The 25,113-nt window shown below is 41.1% G+C and carries 23 protein-coding genes and 1 pseudogene; 16 read left to right on the forward strand and 8 right to left on the reverse strand.

What is annotated here, in order from left to right:
- Positions 1-49: 49 nt before the first annotated feature.
- Positions 50-1,012, reverse strand: a complete 963-nt coding sequence (locus JOC31_RS00675; RefSeq protein ID WP_205016297.1) for a LacI family DNA-binding transcriptional regulator — start codon at positions 1,010-1,012, stop codon at positions 50-52.
- A 4-nt stretch (positions 1,013-1,016) separates the two neighbouring features.
- Positions 1,017-2,459, reverse strand: a complete 1,443-nt coding sequence (locus tag JOC31_RS00680) for a sucrose-6-phosphate hydrolase (protein WP_205016298.1) — start codon at positions 2,457-2,459, stop codon at positions 1,017-1,019.
- Between the two features lie 205 nt (positions 2,460-2,664).
- Here JOC31_RS00680 and JOC31_RS00685 point away from each other — a divergent pair, with 205 nt between their 5' ends.
- From JOC31_RS00685 to JOC31_RS00750, 14 genes are all read left to right on the forward strand, one after another.
- Positions 2,665-4,557: a sucrose-specific PTS transporter subunit IIBC gene (locus JOC31_RS00685; protein WP_205016299.1), complete on the forward strand. Its 1,893-nt coding sequence runs from the start codon at positions 2,665-2,667 to the stop codon at positions 4,555-4,557.
- Between the two features lie 251 nt (positions 4,558-4,808).
- Positions 4,809-6,764: a sucrose-specific PTS transporter subunit IIBC gene (locus tag JOC31_RS00690; protein ID WP_205016300.1), complete on the forward strand. Its 1,956-nt coding sequence runs from the start codon at positions 4,809-4,811 to the stop codon at positions 6,762-6,764.
- Between the two features lie 173 nt (positions 6,765-6,937).
- The gene (gene scrK / locus JOC31_RS00695) at positions 6,938-7,828 is read left to right on the forward strand and encodes a fructokinase ScrK (protein WP_205016301.1); all 891 of its coding nucleotides are present in this window, start codon (positions 6,938-6,940) and stop codon (positions 7,826-7,828) included.
- 262 nt (positions 7,829-8,090) lie between these two features.
- Complete coding sequence (gene manA, locus JOC31_RS00700; RefSeq protein ID WP_205016302.1) at positions 8,091-9,029, forward strand: mannose-6-phosphate isomerase, class I; 939 nt, start codon at positions 8,091-8,093, stop codon at positions 9,027-9,029.
- 151 nt (positions 9,030-9,180) lie between these two features.
- Entirely contained in the window at positions 9,181-11,700 is a 2,520-nt protein-coding gene (secA, locus tag JOC31_RS00705) for a preprotein translocase subunit SecA (protein WP_205016303.1), read from the forward strand.
- A gap of 96 nt (positions 11,701-11,796) precedes the next feature.
- The gene (locus JOC31_RS00710) at positions 11,797-12,831 is read left to right on the forward strand and encodes a 3-deoxy-7-phosphoheptulonate synthase (protein WP_205016304.1); all 1,035 of its coding nucleotides are present in this window, start codon (positions 11,797-11,799) and stop codon (positions 12,829-12,831) included.
- Positions 12,831-13,889, forward strand: coding sequence for a 3-deoxy-7-phosphoheptulonate synthase (locus tag JOC31_RS00715; RefSeq protein ID WP_205016305.1), 1,059 nt, complete (start codon positions 12,831-12,833; stop codon positions 13,887-13,889). The genes JOC31_RS00710 and JOC31_RS00715 overlap by 1 nt, the downstream gene beginning before the upstream one ends.
- 59 nt (positions 13,890-13,948) lie before the next feature.
- Positions 13,949-14,323, forward strand: a complete 375-nt coding sequence (gene acpS, locus JOC31_RS00720) for a holo-ACP synthase (protein WP_205016306.1) — start codon at positions 13,949-13,951, stop codon at positions 14,321-14,323.
- A complete protein-coding gene (alr, locus tag JOC31_RS00725) occupies positions 14,320-15,426 on the forward strand; it encodes an alanine racemase (RefSeq protein ID WP_205016307.1) in 1,107 nt (368 codons plus the stop codon). Before acpS ends, alr begins: the two co-directional genes overlap by 4 nt.
- Before the next feature lie 53 nt (positions 15,427-15,479).
- A complete protein-coding gene (recG, locus tag JOC31_RS00730) occupies positions 15,480-17,495 on the forward strand; it encodes an ATP-dependent DNA helicase RecG (protein WP_205016308.1) in 2,016 nt (671 codons plus the stop codon).
- 562 nt (positions 17,496-18,057) lie between these two features.
- Positions 18,058-18,375: a hypothetical protein gene (locus tag JOC31_RS00735; protein WP_205016309.1), complete on the forward strand. Its 318-nt coding sequence runs from the start codon at positions 18,058-18,060 to the stop codon at positions 18,373-18,375.
- Complete coding sequence (locus JOC31_RS00740; protein ID WP_205016310.1) at positions 18,335-18,490, forward strand: hypothetical protein; 156 nt, start codon at positions 18,335-18,337, stop codon at positions 18,488-18,490. Before JOC31_RS00735 ends, JOC31_RS00740 begins: the two co-directional genes overlap by 41 nt.
- A 16-nt stretch (positions 18,491-18,506) precedes the next feature.
- Positions 18,507-18,980, forward strand: coding sequence for a DUF2975 domain-containing protein (locus tag JOC31_RS00745; RefSeq protein WP_205016311.1), 474 nt, complete (start codon positions 18,507-18,509; stop codon positions 18,978-18,980).
- Between the two features lie 12 nt (positions 18,981-18,992).
- Entirely contained in the window at positions 18,993-19,202 is a 210-nt protein-coding gene (locus JOC31_RS00750; protein ID WP_205016312.1) for a helix-turn-helix domain-containing protein, read from the forward strand.
- A gap of 120 nt (positions 19,203-19,322) precedes the next feature.
- Here JOC31_RS00750 and JOC31_RS00755 read toward each other — a convergent pair whose 3' ends face one another.
- Positions 19,323-20,177, reverse strand: a complete 855-nt coding sequence (locus tag JOC31_RS00755; protein ID WP_205016313.1) for a VOC family protein — start codon at positions 20,175-20,177, stop codon at positions 19,323-19,325.
- Between the two features lie 196 nt (positions 20,178-20,373).
- Between JOC31_RS00755 and JOC31_RS00760 the strand changes: the two genes are divergently transcribed.
- On the forward strand, positions 20,374-20,715 hold the full coding sequence (locus JOC31_RS00760; RefSeq protein ID WP_205016314.1) for a winged helix-turn-helix transcriptional regulator: 342 nt from the start codon (positions 20,374-20,376) through the stop codon (positions 20,713-20,715).
- 42 nt (positions 20,716-20,757) lie between these two features.
- Here the strand turns inward: JOC31_RS00760 and JOC31_RS00765 are convergent.
- The 3 genes and pseudogenes from JOC31_RS00765 to nmlR form a co-directional block, all read right to left on the reverse strand.
- A pseudogene (locus tag JOC31_RS00765) lies at positions 20,758-21,384 on the reverse strand (SDR family oxidoreductase).
- 110 nt (positions 21,385-21,494) lie between these two features.
- The gene (locus JOC31_RS00770; protein ID WP_205016315.1) at positions 21,495-22,541 is read right to left on the reverse strand and encodes a zinc-binding dehydrogenase; all 1,047 of its coding nucleotides are present in this window, start codon (positions 22,539-22,541) and stop codon (positions 21,495-21,497) included.
- Position 22,542: 1 nt separating this feature from the next.
- Positions 22,543-22,896 carry a stress response transcriptional regulator NmlR gene (gene nmlR, locus JOC31_RS00775; RefSeq protein ID WP_205016316.1) on the reverse strand — a complete coding sequence of 118 codons (354 nt, stop codon included), beginning with the start codon at positions 22,894-22,896 and terminating at the stop codon, positions 22,543-22,545.
- 121 nt (positions 22,897-23,017) lie between these two features.
- On the opposite strand from nmlR, the gene JOC31_RS00780 reads away from it, so the two are divergent.
- Entirely contained in the window at positions 23,018-23,872 is an 855-nt protein-coding gene (locus tag JOC31_RS00780; protein ID WP_205016317.1) for an aldo/keto reductase, read from the forward strand.
- Positions 23,873-23,931: 59 nt separating this feature from the next.
- Here JOC31_RS00780 and JOC31_RS00785 read toward each other — a convergent pair whose 3' ends face one another.
- Positions 23,932-24,087, reverse strand: coding sequence for a hypothetical protein (locus tag JOC31_RS00785; RefSeq protein ID WP_205016318.1), 156 nt, complete (start codon positions 24,085-24,087; stop codon positions 23,932-23,934).
- Between the two features lie 30 nt (positions 24,088-24,117).
- Complete coding sequence (locus tag JOC31_RS00790) at positions 24,118-25,089, reverse strand: asparaginase (protein WP_205016319.1); 972 nt, start codon at positions 25,087-25,089, stop codon at positions 24,118-24,120.
- Between the last annotated feature and the right edge of the window lie 24 nt (positions 25,090-25,113).

Genomic DNA, 25,113 nt, shown 5'->3' on the forward strand with positions numbered 1-25,113 from the left:
TCGTTTGAGATGCATTTCTTTAAACGGCTTTTAGTGTTTAAAGATGAGATTAGATAGAGTGACCTAAGATCAAATTGACTGGTAGGATGTAGTCTTTGCTAGTCTTTTCTTTTTTAATACGCTTAATAAGAGTATCAACAAGTAAGCAGGCGATTTCTGATATGGGTTGTTTAACAGTTGTTAATTGAGGATAGAAGTCTTCGATAAATTTAGTTCCATCGTAGCCGATGATTTTTAAATCAGCAGGAATAGAGTAGCCCATCTGCTGTGCAATTTTGATCGTCATAATAGCTGTTAAATCATCAGAAACAAAAATGCCATCTGGTTTTTGAGTAGCTATGATAGATTTAATCTCCATCTCTCTGCGCATATTTGATAAGGTGTTTGGGACTTGGTGGACACTGGCTCCCTTCAGATGAAAGTTAAAACCTAAACGTCGAAGACCAGTAGGGGACTCTGAGTTATCATTACCTGTAATCATGATGATATTTTGGCACCCTGCTTTTTCTAATGTTTGTGCCGCAAGCTTTCCTCCTTCAAAATTATCAGAGGAGACGATGGGAATGGTAGGAGCTAAATTACGGTCAAAGGCAACAATAGGGGCCTCTACTTGTTCGTATACATCGATGCCTAGATTATGACTTGATGAAATAATACCATCGACTTGATTGGCTGAGAGCATTGCGAGGTATTCTTGCTCTTTAACTGGGTCGTGTTGGCTATTGCAGATGATCGCTTTGTAGCCGTGTTTAAAAAGTTCAATCTCAAGGTGCTCGATTAATTCTGCGTAAAAAATGTTGGAAATATTTGGGAAGATAAGTCCGATAAGTTGGGCTGATTTTCCTTGAAGGCTTCTAGCTAAACTATTAGGTTTATAATTTAGCTTTTTCATGGCATCTTCTACTTTTTGGATAGTTTTTTGAGACAAGTATCCTTTTTTGTTAATGACTCGAGAAACGGTTGTTGGGCTGACGCCTGCAAGTTCAGCAACATCTGTAAGTTTTGCAACCATAGGCTTAGGCTTTCAATTCGAAGTAAGAACCGCTAGCTTGACCAGAAATGAGTTGGATACCGTTTTGTCCTTCTAGTGGGAAGACACGGCTTGTAAATACTTTTTCGCCTTTATTGATGAAGATTTCAATGACTGAGTTATCAACAAAGATGTTAGCAGTTGCACTTTCACCTGATTCGAGATGGCACTCGCGACGTGTACCAAACTCAGTTGCATATTGTTCACCAGCTTGTGAGCGATCTAGGATAACTTTTCCAGACTCAGTATCAATAATCAACTGGAGACCTTTTCCATCTTGATCAGCAAAGAGGCGAAGTTCAGTTTTAGTATTGGCAGGGATTTCTAATTCCAGTTCGTAGCAGTTATTTGTTTCCGTCTTATCAGCAAAGGTTTCTTGAGAAGCTCTAAGGTCAGCTACGGCAGCGACTGGGTATTGATAGAGCTTTCCGTTTTTGATAGAGAGTTCTTTAACGAGGCTCATAGCTCCTTGGTAATCAAAGCGGTCTGTAGGGTAATCAACATCTGGAAGACCAATCCAGCTAATACTTAAGACACGTCCATCTGGTGCATTAAATCCTTGAGTCGCATAGGCTTCAAAACCGTAGTCTAGGTTAATGATTTCAGAAGGCTCAACAAGAGCAGGTTTTTCTGTGTCAAACGCTTGACAGATTTTATAAGTATTTGGATAGATGTTGTCATAGTTTAGTTCTGACTTGTCTAGTCCTTGAGGGCTATAGAGGAGAACAGGATGTCCATCAACAAAAACAAGATTTGGACACTCAATCATGTATTCAGATCCAGTACCCCCGAAGTCAAGGTCTCCGACCAGCTCCCAGTTGTAGACGTCATTATCAACAGCTTTGTAGAGTTTGATAAATCCTTGTTTATCAAGGTTTTGTGCTCCTACAATAGCGTAAAATTGCCCTTTGTAATCAAAAATTTGAGGATCACGGAAGTGTTCAGTAACATCGCTAGGCTGTTGGATAAGGACTTCTTTGAATTTTTCGATGTTGCCGTCTTTATCCATCCAAGCACCGACTTGAAGAGGGTCACGAACCCAGTTTTCATCGCGGACATTACCTGTGTAAAAGAGGAAAAGTTTGTCGCCTACTTGATAAGCAGAACCAGAGTAGGCACCGTGGCTATCATTGGCATTATCAGGTTCAAGAGTAACACCAGTTTCTGTGAAGTGTACCAAATCATCAGACTCAGTATGAACCCATTGTTTTAAGCCATGGGCAGCACCAAAAGGCCAGTTTTGGTAAAAAAGCTGAAATTTTCCATTGAAATATGAAAAGCCATTTGGATCGTTTAATAATCCAGTGTTAGGTTCTAAGTGGTATGAGGTGTGCCAAGGTGAGCTAGCAACATGGTTTGAGATGGTTTCTCTTTCTTCTTTTGTCCAATCTTTATATGGGCGGTAACGGACTTCTGTAGGTAAGTTCATTGTTAGATCTCCTATGCTCTAATATACTATTAATCTTACTATATATAGTAAACGTTTCCTTGCTAAAAATCAATGATTTAGTAACGAAAATAAAAAAATATGCAAAACGGTTGACATAAACTAAAAAAATGCTAAAATAGTACATATAAAACGTGAAACGCTTTCACGGGAGAATTTAAAATGTTTAAAAAGGAGTTTTTTGCAAATGGATAACAAACAAATTGCAAAAGAAGTGATCGAAGCGCTCGGTGGACGTGAAAATGTTCGTAGCGTTGCTCACTGTGCAACACGTCTTCGTGTCATGGTTGTTGATGAAGCCAAGATTGACAAAGACAAGGCTGAAAGCATTGAAAAAGTTCAAGGTGCTTTCTTTAACTCAGGTCAGTATCAAATCATTTTCGGTACTGGTACAGTTAACAAAATCTACGATGAAGTTGTTTCGCAAGGTTTGCCAACTGCTTCTAAAGATGAACAAAAAGCTGAAGCAGCTAAACAAGGTAACTGGTTCCAACGTGCTATTCGTTCATTCGGTGATGTGTTTGTGCCATTGCTTCCAGCAATCGTAGCGACAGGTCTTTTCATGGGTATTCGTGGTGCGATTAACAACGATACTATCCTTGGACTTTTCGGAACAACGTCAGAAGCTTTCTCAGCATCTAACTTCTACACTTACACTGTTGTTTTGACAGATACTGCCTTTGCATTCTTCCCAGCTTTGATTTGTTGGTCTGCTTTCAATGTTTTTGGTGGTAACCCAATCGTTGGTTTGGTTCTCGGTTTGATGATGGTAAACTCAGCACTTCCTAATGCTTGGAATGTTGCCTCAGGAGCTGATAAACCAATCTACTTCTTTGATGTGATTCCAGTAGTTGGTTATCAAAACTCAGTTCTTCCAGCCTTCTTTGTTGGTTTGATTGGTGCAAAACTTGAGAAAAAACTTCACAAAGTTATTCCTGATGTCCTTGACCTCTTGTTAGTTCCATTCTTGACTTTCCTTGTTATGTCAGTTTTGGCACTCTTTGTGATTGGACCAGTTTTCCACTCAGTAGAAAACTATGTTCTTGCAGCAACTAAATTCTTGCTTAACCTTCCATTTGGTTTGTCAGGACTTATTATTGGTGGTCTTCACCAATTGATCGTGGTAACTGGTGTTCACCACATCTTCAACTTACTTGAATCTCAATTGATTGCTGCAGATGGTAAAGATCCGTTTAACGCTATCATTACAGCTGCTATGACTGCACAAGCAGGTGCTACTCTTGCAGTTGGTATGAAAACAAAAGATGCAAAACTTAAAGCACTTGCTTTCCCAGCAGCCCTTTCAGCGGGTCTTGGTATCACTGAGCCAGCTATCTTTGGGGTAAACCTTCGTTACGGTAAACCATTTGTAATGGGGCTTATCGCAGGTGCTGTCGGTGGTTGGTTAGCTTCAATCTTCAGCCTTGCTGGTACAGGTTTTGGTATTACAATTATTCCAGGTACACTTCTTTACCTTAACGGTCAAGTTGGTCGTTATGTGATCATGGTTCTTGTAACTACTGCAATTGGTTTTGCTTTGACTTGGTTGTTTGGTTATTCAGAAGACGGTACTGAAACTAAAGAAGAGCCAGTAGCTCCAGCAGTTGAAGAAGTCCCAGCAACACTTTCAGAAGAAACAATCGTTTCACCTCTTGAAGGAGAAGCTGTTGAATTGACATCAGTTAATGACCCAGTATTTGCTTCTGAAGCAATGGGCAAAGGGATTGCGATTAAACCAAGCGGTGATACAGTTTACTCTCCAGTAGATGGTACCGTTCAAATCGCATTTGAAACTGGTCATGCTTACGGAATTAAATCTGACAATGGTGCTGAAATTCTTATCCACGTTGGTATTGATACCGTAACACTTGATGGTAAAGGATTTGACCAAAAAGTTAAAGCTGAGCAAAAAGTTAAAGCAGGTGATGTTCTTGGAACATTTGATCGTGCTGTTATTGCAGAAGCAGGACTTGATGATACAACAATGATTATTGTTACAAATACAGCTGACTACTCAGAAGTATCAGCAGTTGCAACTGGAACAGTTGCTAAAGGTGACAACCTAATCGCTGTTAAATAATAATAAGAGAGTTTGGATATTGTCCAAGCTCTTTTTTGTTTATTGTGAGATAAATTCTTGTTGGATGATAGTTGCTGGTAGTTTTTGAGATAATGAGTCTGTTATGAAAGAATAAGATGTAGCTAGACAATCTAGAGGTCTTTTAATAACAATCAAAAGAGGCAATCGAAAATAATCAAAATATTTCAATTGCTTTCATGCAGTCTTTAGGATAGAATAGTTTAGAAAACTTTAAGGAGGATATTTACTAAATGGATTATAGTAAAGTTGCTAGCGATGTCCTTGCCGCAGTTGGTAAGGATAATCTCATTGCTGGTGCTCACTGTGCGACGCGTCTTCGCCTTGTTTTGAAGGACGACGAGGCAGTTGATCAAGTAGCACTTGACAAAAACCCTGATGTCAAAGGGACGTTCAAAATCGATGGTCAATACCAAGTTATCATCGGTGCTGGTGATGTTAACCATGTTTATGCTGAGTTGATTAAGCAAACAGGATTGAAAGAAGTTTCTACTGATGATTTGAAGCAAATTGCTGCAAACGGTAAAAAACAAAATCCAGTCATGGCTTTCATTAAGATTTTGGCAGATATCTTTGTGCCAATTATTCCAGCGCTAGTTGCTGGTGGTCTTTTGATGGCTCTTAATAACATTTTCAAATCAGCTGGTTTATTTGGTTCAGAGTCTTTGATTGCTCAATACCCACAATTCACTGGTTTGTCAAATATGTTGACAGTTCTATCTGATGCGCCATTTATCTACCTTCCTGTTTTGATTGGTATTTCTGGTGCAAAACGTTTCGGTGGTAATCAGTTCTTGGGGGCAGCTCTTGGATTGATGATGAGCTCTCAAGAGTTAAATGCGACAATCGCTAAAGCTGCTAACTTTAACCTTAACTGGGATTTCCTTGGTTGGACGGTTCATGCACAACAATACACTTCACAAGTTATTCCAGCCTTGGTAGCTGTTTGGGTAATGTGTGTGGTTGAAAAATGGTTCCGCAAACACCTTAACTCAGCTATTGACTTTACCTTCACACCGTTATTGACAATGTTGATTACAGCATTTTTGACATTCTCAATTATTGGTCCAGTCTTTGGTACCGTTTCTGAATGGTTAACAACTGGTCTTGTGTGGTTGTATGATACAACTGGTTTCCTTGGTATGGGTATCTTTGGTGCTCTTTACACACCAATCGTTGTAACTGGTCTGCACCAATCATTCCCAGCCTTTGAAACACAATTGATCACAGCCTATAACGCAGGTAAGGGATCGGGAGACTTTATCTTTGTTGTTGCTTCAATGGCTAACATGGCACAAGCTGCAGCTGCATTTGCTGTTTACACATTGACTAAAGATTCAAAAACAAAAGGTCTATCATCATCAGCTGGTGTTTCAGCCCTTCTTGGTATTACAGAACCTGCTGTCTTTGGTGTCAACCTTAAATACCGCTTCCCATTCTTCTGTGCCTTGGTAGGTTCTGCCGCTGCTGCTGCTATTGCAGGTCTTTGGAAAGTTATCGGTGTATCACTTGGTTCAGCTGGTGTACTTGGTTTCCTTTCAATCCAAGCTAAATCAATTGTTTTCTTCATCATTTGTGAAATTTTGTCATTTGCAATTGCCTTTGCAGTAACTTACTTCTATGGTAAGACAAAAGCTGCTGACGTATTTGCAGCCGAAGCAGCAACAGCTGAAGCAGAAGCTGATGTTAAAGAAGTTGTAGCAGAAGCAACTCCTGTAGTTGAAGAAAAAGCTGCTGTTGCTGAAACAATTGCTGCACCACTTGCTGGTGAAGTTGTTGAATTATCAAACGTTAATGACCCAGTCTTCTCATCAGGAGCTATGGGATCTGGTGCTGCTATCAAACCAAGTGGCAATCAAGTAGTATCACCAGTAGATGGTACAATCCAAATTGCATTCCCAACAGGTCACGCATATGGTATCAAATCAAACGACGGTGTTGAAATTCTTATCCACGTTGGTATTGATACAGTGTCTCTTGATGGTAAAGGATTTGATGCTAAGGTGGTTGCAGAACAAACTGTTAAAAAAGGTGATGTTTTGGCAACATTTGATAGCTCAGTTATCACAGAAGCAGGTCTTGATGACACAACGATGGTTATCGTTACAAACACTGCAGACTACGCAGAGGTAGCACCTCTTGCTTCAGGTACAGTCTCAGAAGGTGATGATTTCATTTCTGTTAAATAAAAAGAATAAGAGAGTATAGAGTCCCTTGAGTTCAGAAAAATCAAATCTGGCTAGGGGCTCTAGCTCTCTTTTTCTATTTCAGAAAACGCTCCCTTATACCTCTAATATCTTGCTTTTGCGTCAGCTTTTTTTTATAATATTAGAGTATCTATTTACATTAAAAGGGAGAAAAAATGTCTAAATTATACGGTAGCTTGGAAGCTGGCGGAACAAAATTTGTTTGTGCTGTTGGTGATGAGAATTTCCAAGTCATTGAAAAAACACAATTTCCAACAACAACACCATACGAAACGATTGAGCGTACAGTAGAATTTTTCAAACGTTATGAAGACCGTTTGGCAGGTATTGCGGTTGGGTCATTTGGTCCTATCGATATTGACCAAAATTCAGATACTTACGGTTATGTGACAACAACACCTAAGGAGCATTGGTCAAATGTTGACCTTCTTGGTCTTATCCAAAAAGAATTTAATGTGCCATTTTACTTTACAACTGATGTGAACTCATCTGCTTATGGTGAGACACTTGTTCGTAAAGGTGTAGATAGCCTTGTCTACTACACTATCGGAACAGGTATCGGTGCTGGTACTATCCAAAATGGTGAATTCGTAGGCGGTATCGGTCACACTGAGGCAGGTCACGTTTATGTGCCACGTCATCCACGTGATTACGCTAATGAATTTGTTGGAACATGTCCTTTCCACAACGGGTGTTTAGAAGGTCTTGCGGCAGGTCCATCTCTTGAAGCTCGTACTGGTATCCGTGGTGAGTTGATTGAGCAAAATTCAGATGTTTGGGATATCCAAGCTTATTACATCGCTCAAGCAGCTGTTCAAGCAACTGTTCTTTACCGTCCGCAGGTCATTGTCTTCGGTGGTGGTGTTATGGCTCAAGAACACATGCTTAAACGTGTTCGTGAAAAATTCACAGCCCTTTTGAATGGCTACCTTCCAGTACCAGACGTGACTGAGTATATTGTGACACCAGCAGTTGCTGAAAATGGCTCAGCAACACTTGGTAACTTTGCCCTTGCTAAAAAAGTAGCAGAGCGTTTTTCAAAATAATACCGAATAGAGAATGCGATAGCGGTCGTGTTCTCTTTTTCTTATTTTAGAAGTTATTGACTTGTTGGAGTCTAATGAGTATAATATAGCAGAAATTAGGAAGGGTTAATCCAAGATTTAGGTCTTTGAAAGTCTAAATCTGGTGAGAAACAGCTGTGCTATTTATCAAACAAAATGAGTGCTGCTCAATCTGAATTGGAAGGGCTTGGTTTGATGTTGAAAAATAGCAGTTATCTCATGTTGTGAAAAAAGGAGAAGTAGGATGGAACCACTATTTTTAAAATCAGAGATGCACGAAAAAATCTGGGGAGGGAAGAAATTATCAGAAGTCTTTGGATATGATATCCCATCAGATAAAACAGGTGAATACTGGGCAATATCTGCCCATCCAAATGGTGTCTCTCGTATTCTTAACGGTCCCTTTAAAGGGCTTGGCTTAGACCAGCTTTATTGTGAACATAAGGACTTGTTTGGTAATCCAGAGAGTGATGTTTTTCCTTTGTTAACAAAGATATTGGATGCCGAGGATTGGCTTAGCGTTCAAGTTCACCCTGACGATAATTACGCCAAGGAACATGAAGGGGAGCTAGGGAAAACAGAGTGTTGGTATGTTCTAGCGGCTGAAGAGGGTGCTGAGATTATCTATGGGCATCAAGCAAAAAATCGCCAAGAGTTAGCAAATATGATAGAGGCTGGTGATTGGGATAAGCTCTTGACAAGAGTTCCAGTAAAAGCTGGTGATTTCTTCTATGTTCCAAGTGGAACCATGCACGCAATCGGTAAAGGTATCTTAATTTTAGAAACCCAGCAGTCCAGCGATACGACCTATCGGGTCTATGATTTTAATCGTCAAGATGCCCAAGGTAACCTTCGTGAACTCCATATTGAGCAGTCTCTTGATGTACTGACTTATGGACAACCTCAAAATAGTTATCCAACCAGTCTAAATGTAGCAGGGATGGATGTGACGCTTTTAGTATCTAATGCCTTTTTTAAAGTCTTTAAATGGAAGGTCTCAAGTCCAGTCAAGATGAAGAGGACAGCTCCTTACCTACTTGTCAGTGTGACTTCTGGTCAGGGCTATATCACAGTTGATAATCGTGTTTTTGCAATTAAAAAAGGAGATCATTTTATTTTGCCAAATGGTATCGAAAACTGGGTGTTCGATGGTCAGATTGAAATGATTGTGAGCCATGTTTGAGCCCTTTAATTTGTGGTAAAACAAGAAAACCAAGTTTAGGATGAGTAGTGTCTTTGCTTGGTTTTTCTTACATCTCGTTACAAGTAATCATATTGAAAAAAAGTGGAAAATATGGTAGAATGGAGCGATAAGACTATCGAAAGGAATTAAGATGGCAAATATTTTACGCACAATCATTGAAAATGATAAAGGCGAAATTAAAAAACTAGAAAAAATTGCAAAAAAAGTAGAAGCTTATGCTGATGAGATGGCTGGTCTTTCAGATGCGCAACTTCAATCTAAAACTGAAGAATTTAAAGATAGATACCAATATGGAGAGACTTTGGATGATCTATTGCCAGAAGCATTTGCAGTCGTTCGAGAGGGTGCTAAACGTGTCTTAGGACTTTTCCCTTATCGCGTTCAGATTATGGGGGGGATTGTACTTCACCACGGTGATGTTCCAGAGATGCGTACCGGTGAAGGTAAGACATTGACAGCGACGATGCCTGTTTACCTCAATGCTCTTTCTGGAGAAGGTGTCCACGTTATCACGGTTAATGAATACCTTTCAGAACGTGATGCGACTGAAATGGGTGAGCTCTATAGTTGGTTAGGTCTCTCTGTAGGGATCAACTTAGCATCTAAATCAACATTTGAGAAGCGCGAAGCCTACAATTGTGACATTACTTACTCAACCAACTCAGAGATTGGTTTTGATTACCTTCGTGATAATATGGTTCGCCGTCGCGAGGATATGGTTCAACGCCCATTGAATTTTGCCTTGGTTGATGAGGTCGACTCTGTTCTTATCGATGAAGCGCGTACGCCTTTGATTGTTTCAGGTCCAGTTAGTTCAGAGACAAGTCAGTTGTATTATCGTGCAGACCGTTTTGTTAAAACATTGTCTAGCGATGACTATGCTATTGATGTTCCAACTAAGACTATCGGTCTTTTGGATTCAGGTATTGATAAGGCTGAGGAGTTCTTCAACCTCAACAACCTTTACGATATTGAAAATGTTGCTCTAACTCACTATATTGACAACGCTCTTCGTGCCAATTACATCATGCTTCTTGATATTGACTATGTGGTTTCTGAGAAGCAAGAGATTTTGATTGTTGACCAATTTACTGGTCGTACTATGGAAGGACGCCGTTTCTCAGATGGACTTCATCAGGCTATCGAGGCTAAAGAAGATGTTCCAATTCAAGACGAGTCTAAGACATCAGCTTCAATTACCTACCAAAATATGTTCCGTATGTATAAAAAATTGGCAGGTATGACAGGTACTGGTAAGACAGAGGAAGAGGAATTCCGTGAAATTTACAACATGCGTATCATTCCAATTCCAACTAACCGTCCTGTTCAACGTATTGACCACTCTGACCTTCTTTACCCAACATTAGAAGCGAAGTTCCGTGCGGTTGTTAAAGATATTAAAGAGCGTCATGCCAAAGGTCAACCTGTCTTGGTTGGTACGGTAGCGGTTGAAACCTCTGACTACATCTCTAAACAATTAGTTGCAGAAGGGGTTCCACACGAAGTTCTGAATGCCAAGAACCACGCGAAAGAAGCACAGATTATCATGAATGCTGGTCAACGTGGTGCAGTTACTATCGCAACCAATATGGCAGGTCGTGGTACCGATATCAAATTAGGAGCAGGTGTTCTTGATTTGGGTGGTCTTTGTGTGATTGGTACAGAGCGTCATGAGAGTCGTCGTATCGATAACCAGCTTCGTGGACGTGCTGGTCGTCAAGGTGACCCAGGTGAATCACAATTTTACCTTTCTCTTGAAGATGATTTAATGCGTCGTTTTGGTTCTGATCGTATTAAGGTCTTCTTGGAACGCTTGAGTGGTGATGAGGACATTGTGATCAAGTCACGTATGTTTACTAGCCAAGTTGAGTCAGCTCAAAAACGTGTAGAAGGAAATAACTACGATACACGTAAACAAGTCCTTCAATATGATGACGTTATGCGTGAACAACGTGAAATCATCTATGCAAACCGTTATGAAGTGATCACAGCTATTCGTGACCTTGAACCTGAGATTTCTGCTATGATTGAACGTACGATTGAACGTACTGTCGATAATCACAGTCGTTCTTCTCGTGAAGAGGCTCTAGAAGGGATTTTAGCATTTGCGCAACACAACCTTCTGCCAGAAGATAGCATTGCTTTATCTGATTTAGAAGATTTGGATTTTGATGATATCAAAGGGGAATTGTACGACCGTGCAATAGCTGTTTACCGTAGTCAAATTGCAAAATTGCCAAATGAAGATGCTGTTATTGAATTCCAAAAAGTTTTGATTTTGATGGTGGTTGATAATCACTGGACAGACCATATTGATTCCTTAGATCAGTTACGCCAAGCAGTCGGTTTGCGTGGTTATGCTCAAAATAATCCGATTGTGGAGTATCAAAGCGAAGCTTTCCGTATGTTTAACGACATGGTTTCATCAATTGAATTTGAAGTTACACGTACAATGATGAAAGCTCAAATCCATCAACAAGAACGTGACAGATCACCTGAGCAAGTACGTACAACAGCAACTCAAAATATTGCGGCTAAAATTGCTGGTCAAGAAGAGGTCGAGGAAACAATTGACTTTTCTTCAGTTGGTCGTAATGATGCTTGTCCTTGTGGTTCAGGTAAAAAATTCAAAAATTGTCACGGACGCTAACACTAGCATAGAATATGAAAAATCGTTGAAAATTAGTTGTAAAACATGATATAATGAAAACAATTTAAATTTTCAAACAATAATTAGGAGAGAAATATGTCATTTACACCCGCAAGTGAAAAAATCAATGTTGAAGAACTTCGTGAATTGTCAAAATTGACAGGTGATGCTTTGGCAAAGAAAGAAGCTCGTGACCAAGAGCTTGCAGCTATCATGAGAGGCGACGACGACCGTGTTCTTCTTGTCATCGGTCCATGTTCTTCAGACAACGAAGAAGCTGTACTTGATTATGCTAACCGTCTTGCTAAATTGCAAGAAGAAGTTAAAGACCGTGTCTTCATGGTGATGCGTGTTTACACTGCAAAACCACGTACTAATGGTGACGGATACAAAGGGCTTGTTCACCAACCAGATGCAGAAGGTGAGCCAAACTTGATCAATGGTATCAAGGCAGTTCGTAATCTTCACTATCGTGTCATCACTGAAACTGGTATCACAACTGCTGATGAAATGCTCTACCCAGAGAATCTTCCATTGGTTGATGATTTGGTATCATACATCGCTATCGGTGCTCGCTCAGTTGAGGATCAACAACACCGTTTCGTGGCTTCAGGTATCGACGTACCAACTGGTATGAAAAACCCAACATCAGGTAACTTGAACATCATGTTCAATGGTATCTATGCAGCACAAAACAAGCAAAACTTCCTCTTCAATGGTGAAGAAGTTAATACATCAGGTAACCCACTTGCTCACGCTATCTTGCGTGGTGCAGTTAACGAGTACGGCAAAAACATTCCAAACTACTACTACGATAACGTTTTGGAAACTATTGCCCAGTATGAAAAAATGGGACTTGAAAATCCATTTATCATGATTGACACTAACCATGATAATTCTGGTAAACAGTACCTTGAACAAGTTCGTATCGTTCGTCAAACCCTTATCAACCGTGACTGGAATGAAAATATCCGTAAATATGTTCGTGGTTTCATGATTGAGTCATACCTTGAAGATGGTCGTCAAGACAAACCAGAAATTTATGGTAAATCAATCACTGACCCATGTCTTGGTTGGGACAACACTGAACAACTTGTCCGTGAAATTTACAACACATTAGGGAATAAATAATGGGAATTCATCAAAAGAGTGCTACTATTGATGTAGCTCAAGTTAAGGCGCTTTCTAAGTTGGAAGGTGATTTCTTAGCGCGTAAAGAAGCACGTGATCTTGAACTTGCCAATATTATCAAGGGAGAAGACGATCGTCTTTTGCTTGTCATTGGTCCTTGTTCATCAGATAATGAAGAAGCTGTTCTTGAGTACGCTCGCCGCTTGGCTGCCCTTCAAGAAGAGGTTAAAGATAAGATTTTTATGGTGATGCGTGTCTATACGGCAAAACCGCGTACTAATGGTGATGGCTATAAAGGTCTTATTCACCAACCTGATACATCAAAACTACCTGATCTTATCAATGGTATCGCAGCTGTTCGTAATCTTCACTATCGTGTTATCACTGAGACAGGTCTAACAACTGCCGATGAGATGCTCTATCCATCAAACCTTGGTTTGGTTGATGACTTGGTTTCTTACCATGCTATTGGAGCACGCTCTGTTGAGGACCAAGAGCACCGTTTTGTTGCGTCAGGAATCGATGTTCCAACAGGAATGAAGAATCCGACATCTGGTAACTTGAATGTGATGTTTAATGCGCTTTATGCTGCACAGACTAGTCAGAATTTCATTTTCCAAAATGCTGAGGTAGAAACAGATGGAAATCCACTGGCTCATGCTATCCTTCGTGGTGCGACAAATGAGTATGGTGAAAATGAACCGAATTATTATTATGATGATTTAGTGAAAGCTATCGCGCAGTATGAGAAGATGGGGCTTAAAAATCCATTTATCGTTATTGATACCAACCATGATAATTCTGGAAAGAACTACTTGGAACAAATCCGTATCGTACGTCAAACTCTCATTAATCGTGATTGGAACGAAAGTATTCGTCAATCTGTCCGTGGCTTCATGATTGAGTCATACCTTGAAGATGGTCGTCAGGATAAACCGGAAGTTTTTGGTAAATCGATCACTGACCCATGTCTTGGTTGGGATAAAACTGAAAAAATGATTCGTGAGATTCATGCGACACTATCTTATGATTCGTTCGAAGCATTATTGAAACAATAAGAATAAAGAGGGTGGATGGACAGATTTGTCTATCCTCTTTCTATATGAAGGAGTTTAAGATGATTCTAGGTCATGGCATTGATTTACAAGAAATTTCTGCAATTAAAAAAGCTTATGAGAAGCACCAAGAGTTTGCCAAACGTGTCTTAACGGAAAAAGAATTGGCAGTCTTTAATGGTTACTCAGGAAAGCGTCAAATGGAATATCTAGCAGGACGCTGGGCTGGAAAAGAAGCCTTTTCTAAGGCTATGGGGACAGGAATCGGTAAATTAGGCTTTCAAGATATTGAAATTTTAAATGATCAAAAAGGACGTCCTTATGTTGCCAGAAGTCCTTTTCTTGGGAACTGCTTGATTTCTATTTCTCATAGTGGTAACCTAGTACAAGCAAGTGTCATTTTAGAGGATGAAAAAGGTAAGGGGGATCATTTATGATTTCAAGTTTACACAGACCAACAGTGGCTAAGATTGATTTGGAGGCTATTGCTGCCAACATAGAAGCAGTCAAGGATCGTATTCCCTCTGACAAAAAGGTGTATGCTGTTGTGAAAGCTAATGCCTATGGTCACGGTGCGGTTAAGGTTGCTCAGTTTGTCAAAGATTTGGTCACAGGTTTTTGCGTGTCCAACGTTGATGAAGCTTTGGAATTGCGCCAGGAAGGTATTACCAAGGAAATTTTGATTTTAGGTGTGGTCATGCCTGAGGAGTTGGATCTCGTTATTGCCAATGACTTGACCATTGCGGTTGCTAGTCTAGCTTGGGTGGAAGCTGCTTTGAAAGAAGAGCTTTTGTTCCAAAAACTTCATGTCCATATCAAGGTTGATTCTGGTATGGGGCGTATTGGCTTTCGGAAGTTAGAGGATGCCAATCGTGCCATGGCTCTTTTGAGGGAAGCTGGTGTTCATATTGATGGGATTTTTACCCATTTTGCGACGGCTGACGAAGCTGATAACAGCAAGTTTGAGAGACAACTAGCTTTCTTTAAAGACTTTTTAGCAGGCTTGGAATCACGACCAAGTCTTGTGCATGCTAGCAATTCAGCAACCAGTCTTTGGCATAGTGAGACTATTTTTAATGCTGTTCGGTTGGGGATTGTTTGCTATGGACTTAATCCAAGTGGACGTGAGCTTGAGCTTCCTTATGTCCTCAAGCCAGCTTTGCAATTGGAATCAGCCTTGGTTCATGTCAAGGAGCTTGAGCCTGGTCAGGATGTGGGCTACGGAGCAACCTATACCAGTCAGGGAACAGAGGTTATCGGTACCCTTCCGATTGGTTATGCGGATGGTTGGACGCGTGATATGCAGAACTTTTCTGTCCTGGTTGATGGACAGGCCTGTCCTATCGTGGGGCGCGTGTCTATGGATCAGATCACCATTCGTCTGCCAAAGCCCTATCCTCTGGGAACGCCAGTCGTTTTGATTGGCAATAGCGGAGCTGAGACCATTTCAGCGACTGATATTGCACATTACCGTGGAACCATTAACTATGAAGTGCTTTGCCTTCTTAGTGACCGTATTCCAAGGCAGTATGAACAATAAGAGAATCAAGGTAGAGGTGACTTTTCATCTCTACTTTTTGTTATAATAGAACTATGAAATTACAGGATCCAATAGCAGCTTTGAAGGGATTTGGTCCCAAGTCAGCTGAAAAATTTACCAAATTAGGTCTGTTTACCATTGAAGACCTCTTCTTATATTTTCCTTTTCGTTATGAGGATTTTAAGTCTAAATCGGTGTTTGAACTGATGGACGGTGAAAAGGCTGTTGTGACTGGGACAGTTGTGACGCCTGCTAATGTTCAGTACTACGGTTTTAAACGCAACCGCCTGACCTTTAAAATCAAGCAAGGTGAGGTTGTGATTGCGGTTAGCTTTTTCAATCAACCTTATCTGGTTGACAAGATTGAGCTTGGAAGTGAGGTTGCTGTTTTTGGCAAATGGGAGGCTACTAAGTCAGCTTTAACTGGCATGAAGGTCTTGGCTCAGGTAGAGGATGATATGCAGCCTGTCTATCATGTGGCTCAAGGCATTTCGCAAGCTGCTCTGGTTAAGGCTATCAAAGCAGCTTTTGACACGGGGCTTTTGGAAACTTTGGAAGAAACCTTGCCACAGGTCTTGATGGACAAGTACCGACTGATGACGAGGCAAGAAGCTGTGGCTGCCATGCATTTTCCCAGAGATTTGGCGGATTACAAGCAGGCTCTCAGACGCGTGAAGTTTGAAGAACTCTTTTATTTTCAGATGAATTTGCAGATGCTCAAGGCAGAGAATAAGTCCGAGGTCAATGGTCTGGTCATCAACTACGATCGACAGAAGTTAGAGAACAAGGTCTCTGCTCTGCCATTTCCCCTAACAGAGGCTCAAAGACGAAGTCTGGACGAGATTTTGGCGGATATGTCGTCAGGCTCTCACATGAATCGTCTTTTGCAGGGAGATGTGGGATCAGGTAAGACCGTCATTGCCAGTCTTGCCATGTACGCGGCTTACACAGCTGGATTGCAGTCAGCTCTCATGGTACCTACGGAAATCCTAGCGGAGCAACATTTTCAAAGTTTGTCGGAGTTATTTCCAGACCTCAATGTGGCTCTTCTGACCTCTGGGATGAAAGCGGCTGTCAAGCGAGCAGCTATGTCAGGTATCGCTGATGGATCAGTAGATATGATTGTGGGGACACACTCGCTGATTCAAGATGCGGTCAGCTACCACAATCTTGGTCTGGTCATCACAGACGAGCAGCACCGCTTTGGAGTCAATCAGCGTCGTGTTTTCAGAGAAAAAGGTGACAATCCAGACGTCCTCATGATGACGGCAACCCCTATTCCCAGAACGCTAGCAATCACTGCTTTTGGAGAGATGGATGTCTCTATCATCGACCAGATGCCTGCGGGACGTAAGCCGATTATTACGCGTTGGGTCAAGCACCAGCAGTTGGATACTGTTCTTAACTGGATCAAGGGAGAGCTTGCCAAAGATTCGCAGGTTTACTTTATCTCTCCTTTGATTGAGGAGTCGGAGGCTATGGACTTGAAAAATGCTGTCGCCCTGCATCAGGAGTTGGTAGATTATTTTGGCGAGACTGCCACAGTCGCCCTCATGCACGGTCGTATGAAAAATGATGAAAAAGATGCCATCATGCAGGATTTCAAGCATCAGAAATCACAGATTTTGGTCTCAACGACCGTTATCGAGGTGGGTGTCAATGTGCCTAATGCTACGGTCATGGTTATCATGGACGCAGACCGCTTTGGTCTCAGCCAACTGCATCAGCTTCGCGGGCGTGTAGGGCGTGGGGAAAAGCAGTCCTATGCTATCCTCGTCGCCAATCCTAAAAATGAGACTGGCAAGAAACGCATGACTGCCATGGTGGAGACGACCGACGGTTTTGTCTTGGCTGAGGAAGATCTGAAGATGCGTGGGTCAGGTGAGATTTTTGGAACCCGTCAGTCAGGTATTCCAGAGTTTAAGGCAGCAGATCTGATTGAGGATTATGCGATCTTGGAGGAAGCCAGAAAGGTAGCAGGGCAGATTGTGGCTGACCCAGAGTGGAAATCAGATAGTCGCTGGGCACCCATTATTCAAAATCTCAAAGAAAAAGGTAATTTTGACTAGTTAAGGTTGCTGAAAGGATTCTGCAAGTTTATTTTAAGGTTTAGCCACTATACTATAATCATCAAAGGTGGCAGCAGTCATCTAGAAAAGAGGTATTTCTATGACAGTAAATGTAACAGTAACTTACAAAAAAACCTATGATGATACCAAAAAGACAGTTCAGTCTTACGGTAATGTATAAGCTGAAATCAAAAATCTGATAAGAACACTAACTCCTAAAACTTCTTTTTCTCTCCAGAGCTTTTAGCTCTATAATCTCCTAAATTCACATAAAAAACTTTTATAAACGACACAAGATGTAAGCCCAAGGCAGGATAATACGACACTTCAAACTGTAAGACCTTGGCAATATGATGAAATCTCCCAATTTGGGAGATTTTTTTGTGATTAAATATATTTTTATTGAAAAACAACAAAAATAGCTTGTTAAAAATAAATTTTGTGATATACTTAATATATCGAAAAACGATAATAATATATTAAAAAAGGAAAATCGTTTTCGTTCAAGATAAAAGCGCGCTTATCTTACTGTTGTTTATTGGTTGATTAAAGGAGAAATAAAATGAAAAAAGTCTTGCTTAGTATTGTTTATTATGCGGTTACTATGTTGATTGGAGTACTGGGACTTGCTATTGGGCTTATCTTAGCTTTGAGGACTGGCTTGTTGCCTGCAAGTATGTCTCTAGATTTAGCTCCACTCAACTCTCTAGCTGGTATATTAGGTATGGTGGCTTATCTTGTTCTATTGGTCTGTCTGCGTAAGTTCATCAAAAATGTGATGGCTGATAGGATTTTTGATAGACAGAATGTTCAACTTGGTAACCTAGCAACAGCTATTCTTGTCTTACTTGCTTATGGGTGGAGAAGGGATTTTTACTAGCGATACTTACTTCTTTGGAGTTGATCAATTTGTAGTGGGTATCTTTATCTGGGTGATGACCTTGATTTTGGATAAAGCCATTGTTATCGCTGAAGAAAATGAGTTTACCATTTAAGGATAGGAGAAATAAAATGAAAAATGACACTAAAAAAATGAAATGGATTTTAAGATTTGTGACTGTTTGTTACTATATCAATATCATTGCTATAGTAGCTTACGCAGCAATAGCTGGAATAATTGGTGTTGCTGCTAGTTTTGGAAAAGTAGAGTTTTTGTCTATTCTAGCTGAAAATGGTATTAATTGGTCTTACCTAGAAGCCTTATCGTTTGGTTCTCTTTTGGCTGTGTTTGGATTGGTAGAAATAGTGGTATTGCTTTTGCTTTTGAAAGCGATCCGTAGGTTTCTTAGCAATATTATTTCAGAGACTATTTTCGTTCAAGAAAATGTCATCTTGGCTAAAAAAGCCAGTCTTTTACTTTTGATACTTGCTATTACAAACTTAGGTAGTTTTATTTATCTCTTTGCCTCTCTTTTGGTTTGGGTTATTGCTAAAGTTTTAGAAAAAGCCATTGCTATCGCTGAAGAAAATGAGTTTACCATTTGAGGAGGTCAGTTGATGATTATTGTTAATCTTGATGTTGAACTGGCTAAAAATAAGATGCGTTCGGGTGAGTTGGCTGAGCGTATCGGCATTACTCCTGCCAATCTGTCCATCTTAAAGACAGGAAAGGCAAAGGCGATTCGCTTTTCAACGCTGGAAGCTATCTGTCGTGAATTAGGTTGCCAGCCGGGAGATATTTTAGAATACCGTCCTGACGAGGATTAAAATAAGCTAGCAGATGTTCTGCTAGCTTATTTGTCTATGTCTTCTAGAAAAACTGGCTCGAAGACATAATAGAAAAAAGACTTGGTTTTGTCTGAAACAGAACTAAGTCTTTTTATGTCATTATTTAGCCAGTTGACTCCCTAACTCTAGTCTTGTCTTGATGCCATTGCTATCGGTAAGGATGAAGCTATCGCCGTCTTGTTTGATATCAAAACCAAGTGCTGCTATTTTTTCTAGTCTTTCTTTTAAGGTTCTCTCTTGCTGATAAATGACGGTATAGTAAGCCAGACCCGGCATGCCTTCTTGACGTGTCTGTAAAGAAGGACCAGCCCACTCATTGACGGCTAAGTGGTGGTGGTATTTGCCAGATGCCAACCAAGCGGCTACAGGTAGACTAGAGGTTACTATAAGGTCTAAACTGTCTTGGTAGAATTGGCTAGAAGCTCGGCTGTCTCTGACTGATAGATGGATATGCCCCATACGACTACCTAGAGGTAGTTTATAGGGGTTCAGGTGTTTTCCTAAGGTATAGATAGCCTCAGCTTCCATCTCTTTTGTTCCACCGATAATCTGACCGTCTTCTCGAATATCCCAGTCTGACATAGGACGGTCACGGTAAATCTCGATACCGTTTCCTTCGGTATCTTCTAAGTAAATAGCTTCACTATAATCGTGATCGCTAGCACCAACAAGGGGAACCTTATTAACTAAGAAATGCTTGAAAATATCACCAAGGTCTTCTCGGCTTGGTAGGACAATAGCCAAGTGGTAAAGACCGTAGCTGGCTGACACAGGGTCTGTTTGACTTGTCTCGATCAAGCGGACTAAAACAGTTTTCTCAACACCGAGATCAACGCTATGTTGACCTTTGGAGATGACATCCATGCCAAGTACCTGCTGATAATACATGGTTTGTAGGTTGATATTTTTAACATAGAGAGCAACATGCCCTAATTCAAAATCGGATTGATACATAATAGGTCTCCTTATTTAATGATTGTCATTTAAGATAGTCCTATTATAGTACATACCTTATTTTTTACAAGTAGGTAATTTTACTGAAGATACTATCTTTTTATGAAGTAATGTTCATTGACGGGCTTTAAAAGGCAATCTTTTTTCTATTGTGTTATAATAAAAAGGCGTAATTGATTATCACAAGGAGATAGATATGGCAACTTTTACCAAACATACCGTACCTGAGTGTCCTTTCGTCACAACTCAAAGTGTTCTTTCTGGCAAGTGGAGTATTCTCATTTTACATCATGTTGAAGAGGGGCCTATTCGTTTTAATGAACTTCACCGTCGTCTGACAGGGATTTCTCAGACGACTTTGACCAAGCAGTTGCGTCAGTTAGAAGAAGCGGGGCTGATTCAGCGAAAGGTCTATGCCCAAGTGCCCCCTAAGGTCGAATACCAATTATCAGACATCGGTCTAGAATTTAAACAAGTCTTACAACAAATCGCTATCTTCGGAGACAAGTACATCGACTTTGTGAAGTCAAAAGACTAAGAAAAAACCGCCATTCAGTAGAAACTGAGTGGCGGTTTGGCATTAAGCGTCTTGTCTTGTGTCCGCGATTTGAATTTCACGAAGGTTGACGCTTTGAGGCATATCATAGGTAAAGCGGATTGTTTTAGCGATATCTTCAGATGTGATGCCTCCAACACCTGTCTGATCTAGCCAAGCGTGGTAGCCGTCCTTGATAGCATCGCTTGTTGTATGGCTGAGTAATTCCGTATTAACAGCTCCAGGCAAGCTTCTGATTACACGAAGATGATAGGTTAACAATTGTCTTGTGATGTCTTGCTTTCATATCTTCTAGGACAATCTGCATACCGTTCATTACACCGATGACGTTAATGTCCATCATACTTTGCCATTCTTTTGGATCTTGATTGTCAAGATTACCTAGCAACATCACGCCAGCATTGTTAATCATCACGTCTGTTGGACCTCTGTTGGACCATAGACTTCTTCAGCCTTTCTGACAGCTGCTTCGAATTCTTCCTTGATAGTCACATCCACTTTAGCACAAATCGTATTTGAAAAACTATAGGCTCATAATTTCTCCACACGACAAGCGACTAGAAGAAGAGGGTGTCCTGCTTCGTGAAATTCTTTTGCCAAGGATTTACCAAAACCTGAACTTGCTCTTGTAATAACGACTGATGGTTTCAGGTTAACTACTCCTTTTTTCAAAAAATAAAATATAGCCACACCTAAGTTAGCTAGTCAAAGAAAAGGCTAGCTTAATTGACAGTGATGAGAGTGTGGTGATACTGTAGTGATTACTCCGCTACAATCAACATTGACTTGATGGCTTTGCGGTCTTGCATGTCTTTGTAGGCTTGGTTAATATCGTCTAACTGGTAAGTATCTGTAAAGACACACCCTGGGTTGATGTCACCGTCAAGAACGGCTTTAAGGAGAACGTCCTTATCGTAAGTTGTGACAGAGGCTGAACCACCTGCAACTAAGATATTACGGGCAAAGGTTGAGCCTAGCGCGTGATTATTGTAGTGAGGAACCCCCACAAATCCCACACGTCCACCGTTACGAAGAACACCGAGGGCTTGGTCGATGGCGACTTCTGTTCCCACACATTCAAGTGCAACATCGGCACCGCCTCCAAGAATGTCACGGACTTTGGCAATGCCTTCTTCGCCACGTTCGGCAACGACAGCTGTCGCTCCTGAAGCAAGTGCCATGTCTTGACGGTCTTTGTGACGGCTCATCAGGATAATTTGAGAAGCTCCCATCATCTTCGCAGCGATAACAGCACATTGACCGACAGCACCATCACCGATGACAACAACCTTATCACCACGTTCAACCTGAGCACAACGTGCTGCGTGATAACCTGTTGGCATAACATCCGCAAGGGTCAAGAGCGATTTGATCATGCCTTCTGTGTAGTCGCTTGGTTGACCAGGGACTTTGATCAAAGCCCAGTTACCATAATGGAAACGGATATATTCTGACTGGTAGCCAGAACCCCAGTTACTGTAACCTGGGTGATTATCACAAGTACCGTCAAAACCAGCACGACAAGCGGCGCACTCACCACAACCGTGTGTAAAGGGCACGATGACAAAGTCACCTTTTTTGACCGTGGTAATAGCAGAGCCTGTTTCTTCAACGATACCAAGGGCTTCGTGTCCTGAGTTGTCTGAATGGGCTTCTTTACTGTCTCCGTGGCCATATGACCAGAGGTCTGACCCGCAGACACAAGCACGGACCACCTTGATGATGACATCATCGTCAGCTTGAAGTTGTGGCTTCGCCACTTCTTCGATAATCATTTGTCCTGCTTTTTCAAAAATAGCTGTTTTCATCTTAGTATTTACCTTCCTTATAGTAATTGATTTTTTTATCTAAACGCTTAAGAGCAGATTGCAATTCCTCGAGACGTTCCACCATTTTCTCACGTTCTTCTAATAGAATGGTCAAACGAGCTTCTCTAGTCGCCTCTCCCTTTGGAAAAAGAGTCATATAGTCAATCAAACTCTCCACAGAGACACCTGCTGCTCGGAAACATTTGACAAACTCTAAAGCATTCAAGTCTGTTTCTTGAAAATCGCGAATCCCAGAACTGGTTCTCGTGATCGGTGGTACCAAGCCGATACGCTCGTAGTAACGAATGGTATCTGCTGAAATTCCCAATTCCTGACTGGCCGTTTTGATGTTCATTTTCGCCCTCCTCTCAACTTGATGATGTTATTATAAACCTTAGAGTAAACTCTAAGTCAAGGTTTTTTGAAAAATGTTTTGCTAACTTTTGGTATAATGAAGCAAAAGTGAGGTAGACAATATGAAGACTGTTACATTAAATAATGGCGTTGAAATGCCAACAGTTGGTTTTGGTGTTTTCCAAATCCAAGATGCAGAGACCACCCAGCAAGTCGTCGAAGAAGCTATTAAGACAGGTTATCGTTTGATTGATACAGCTCAAGCATACGGCAATGAAGAGGCTGTGGGTAAGGCGGTTAGAGCATCAGGTGTGCCACGTGAGGAACTCTTTATCACGACCAAACTCTGGATTTCTGATATGAGTTACGATGGTGCTAAGAAAGCATTTGCGGACTCTCTTGAAAAATTGGAGTTAGATTATGTTGACCTCTACCTTCTGCACCAACCGATTGGAGATACTTTTGGAGCATGGCGTGCCTTGGAGGAACTCTACTCAGAAGGAAAAATTCGTGCTATTGGTGTGTCTAATTTTAAACCAGATCAACTTGCCAACCTCTCCTTGTTCAATCATATTGTGCCAGCTGTCAACCAGATTGAGCTCCATGTTTTTAATCAAAAAGAAGACGACAGAAATTACATGGCAGCTAAAGGAGTTCAAACACAGAGTTGGGGAGCTTTTGCAGAAGGACAGTATGATATCTTTAACAATCCTGTTCTTAAGGAGCTTGCTGATAAATACCAAAAAACCACAGCGCAAATCATGCTTCGCTGGCAATTGCAACTGGGGGTTGTGTCGCTATCAAAATCAGCTACCCCAGAACGTGTCCGTCAAAACTTTGATATTTTCAACTTTGAATTGAGCCAAGAAGATATGACTAAAATTACTAGTCTTGAGAAAGCCTTAACCGTTTTTGCAGACCATCATGCCGCTTCAACAGTTGAACTTCTGGCTGGATTTGTAGGAAAATCTTTTTAATGAACGAAAAACGAGTTTGAGGTTATTTTGTCTCAAACTCGTTTTAGTCTAGTTAGTGATTAGAGTTTATGTTTCTTTGACTTTCTCCAGATTAGAGAGCAGATAACCAAAGTGGTGCAGGCCATGGCTGTGATGGCTTGCTTGTTGGGGATGTTGAGCTCGTAATGAAAGTCTTGTTCTTTTGCTTTATCGGTAGCAGTGATAGTTAGTTTCATGATTTTCTTTCTTTAAAAATAGCAGAGCTATTAGCCTTCAATATAGTCTTTTAAGTCATCTCCTGTCAGACCAGCATTAAGGGCGATGAGGAGCTTGAGGCGAGCTTTTTGGGCATTGAGTTCTTTGACAAACATGACGCCAGTTTCTTGTAGAAGCACGCCACCACCTTCGTAAGCATAGACGGGCTCTGCGATACCGTTAAAACAGCGAGAGACCAAGACGACTGGCACACCTTGAGAGATAAGGGTTGTGATCTCTTGGGCAGCACGCGGAGGCATATTGCCGGCACCAAGGGCTTCGATAACGACACCTTGCACGTTATGAGGTCCTAAGAAACTGATGATACCTTCTCCTCCCATACCAGCGTAAGCTTTGACAATAGGAATAGTCCCTGAAATCTCCTCTAAGTCAAAGCGAACACGAGGTTCAGCTGTTTTGAAAAAGAGAATATCGTGTTTCATGATAATACCCAGAGGTCCATGAGTTGGGGTCTGGAAGGTTGACACATTAGTGGTGTGGGTTTTAGTGACATACTTGGCAGCGTGGATTTCGTCGTTCATGACGACCAAAACGCCCTTATCAGCTGCCTTATCATGACTGGCAACACGTAGAGCAGACAGGTAATTGTAAACCCCGTCGCTACCCAGTTCATTGGAAGAACGCATGGCACCTGTCAGGACGATAGGGATTTCAGGCACCGCCATGGTATCCAAGAAGTAAGCTGTCTCTTCTAGCGTGTCAGTACCGTGAGTGATGACGACCCCGTCAAATCGCCCAGCCGTTTCTCTGATTTTATGATAAATCATCAGCATGTGTTGTGTTGTGATGTGGGGGCTGGGGATATTGAGGAAGTCAATGCTAGTAATCGTGATATGATCGAGATTAACTCCGACGTGATTCATGGGATTGTCTTGATTGGGACGAACATTACCACCTTCATCAGCTGTCATGGAAATGGTGCCGCCAGTGTGCAGAACGAGGATGTTTTTTTGTTTGTTCATGATACTACCTTTAAAATATGTTAT

This window comes from Streptococcus saliviloxodontae (assembly GCF_016908655.1).
GTDB classification, from domain to species: domain Bacteria; phylum Bacillota; class Bacilli; order Lactobacillales; family Streptococcaceae; genus Streptococcus; species Streptococcus saliviloxodontae.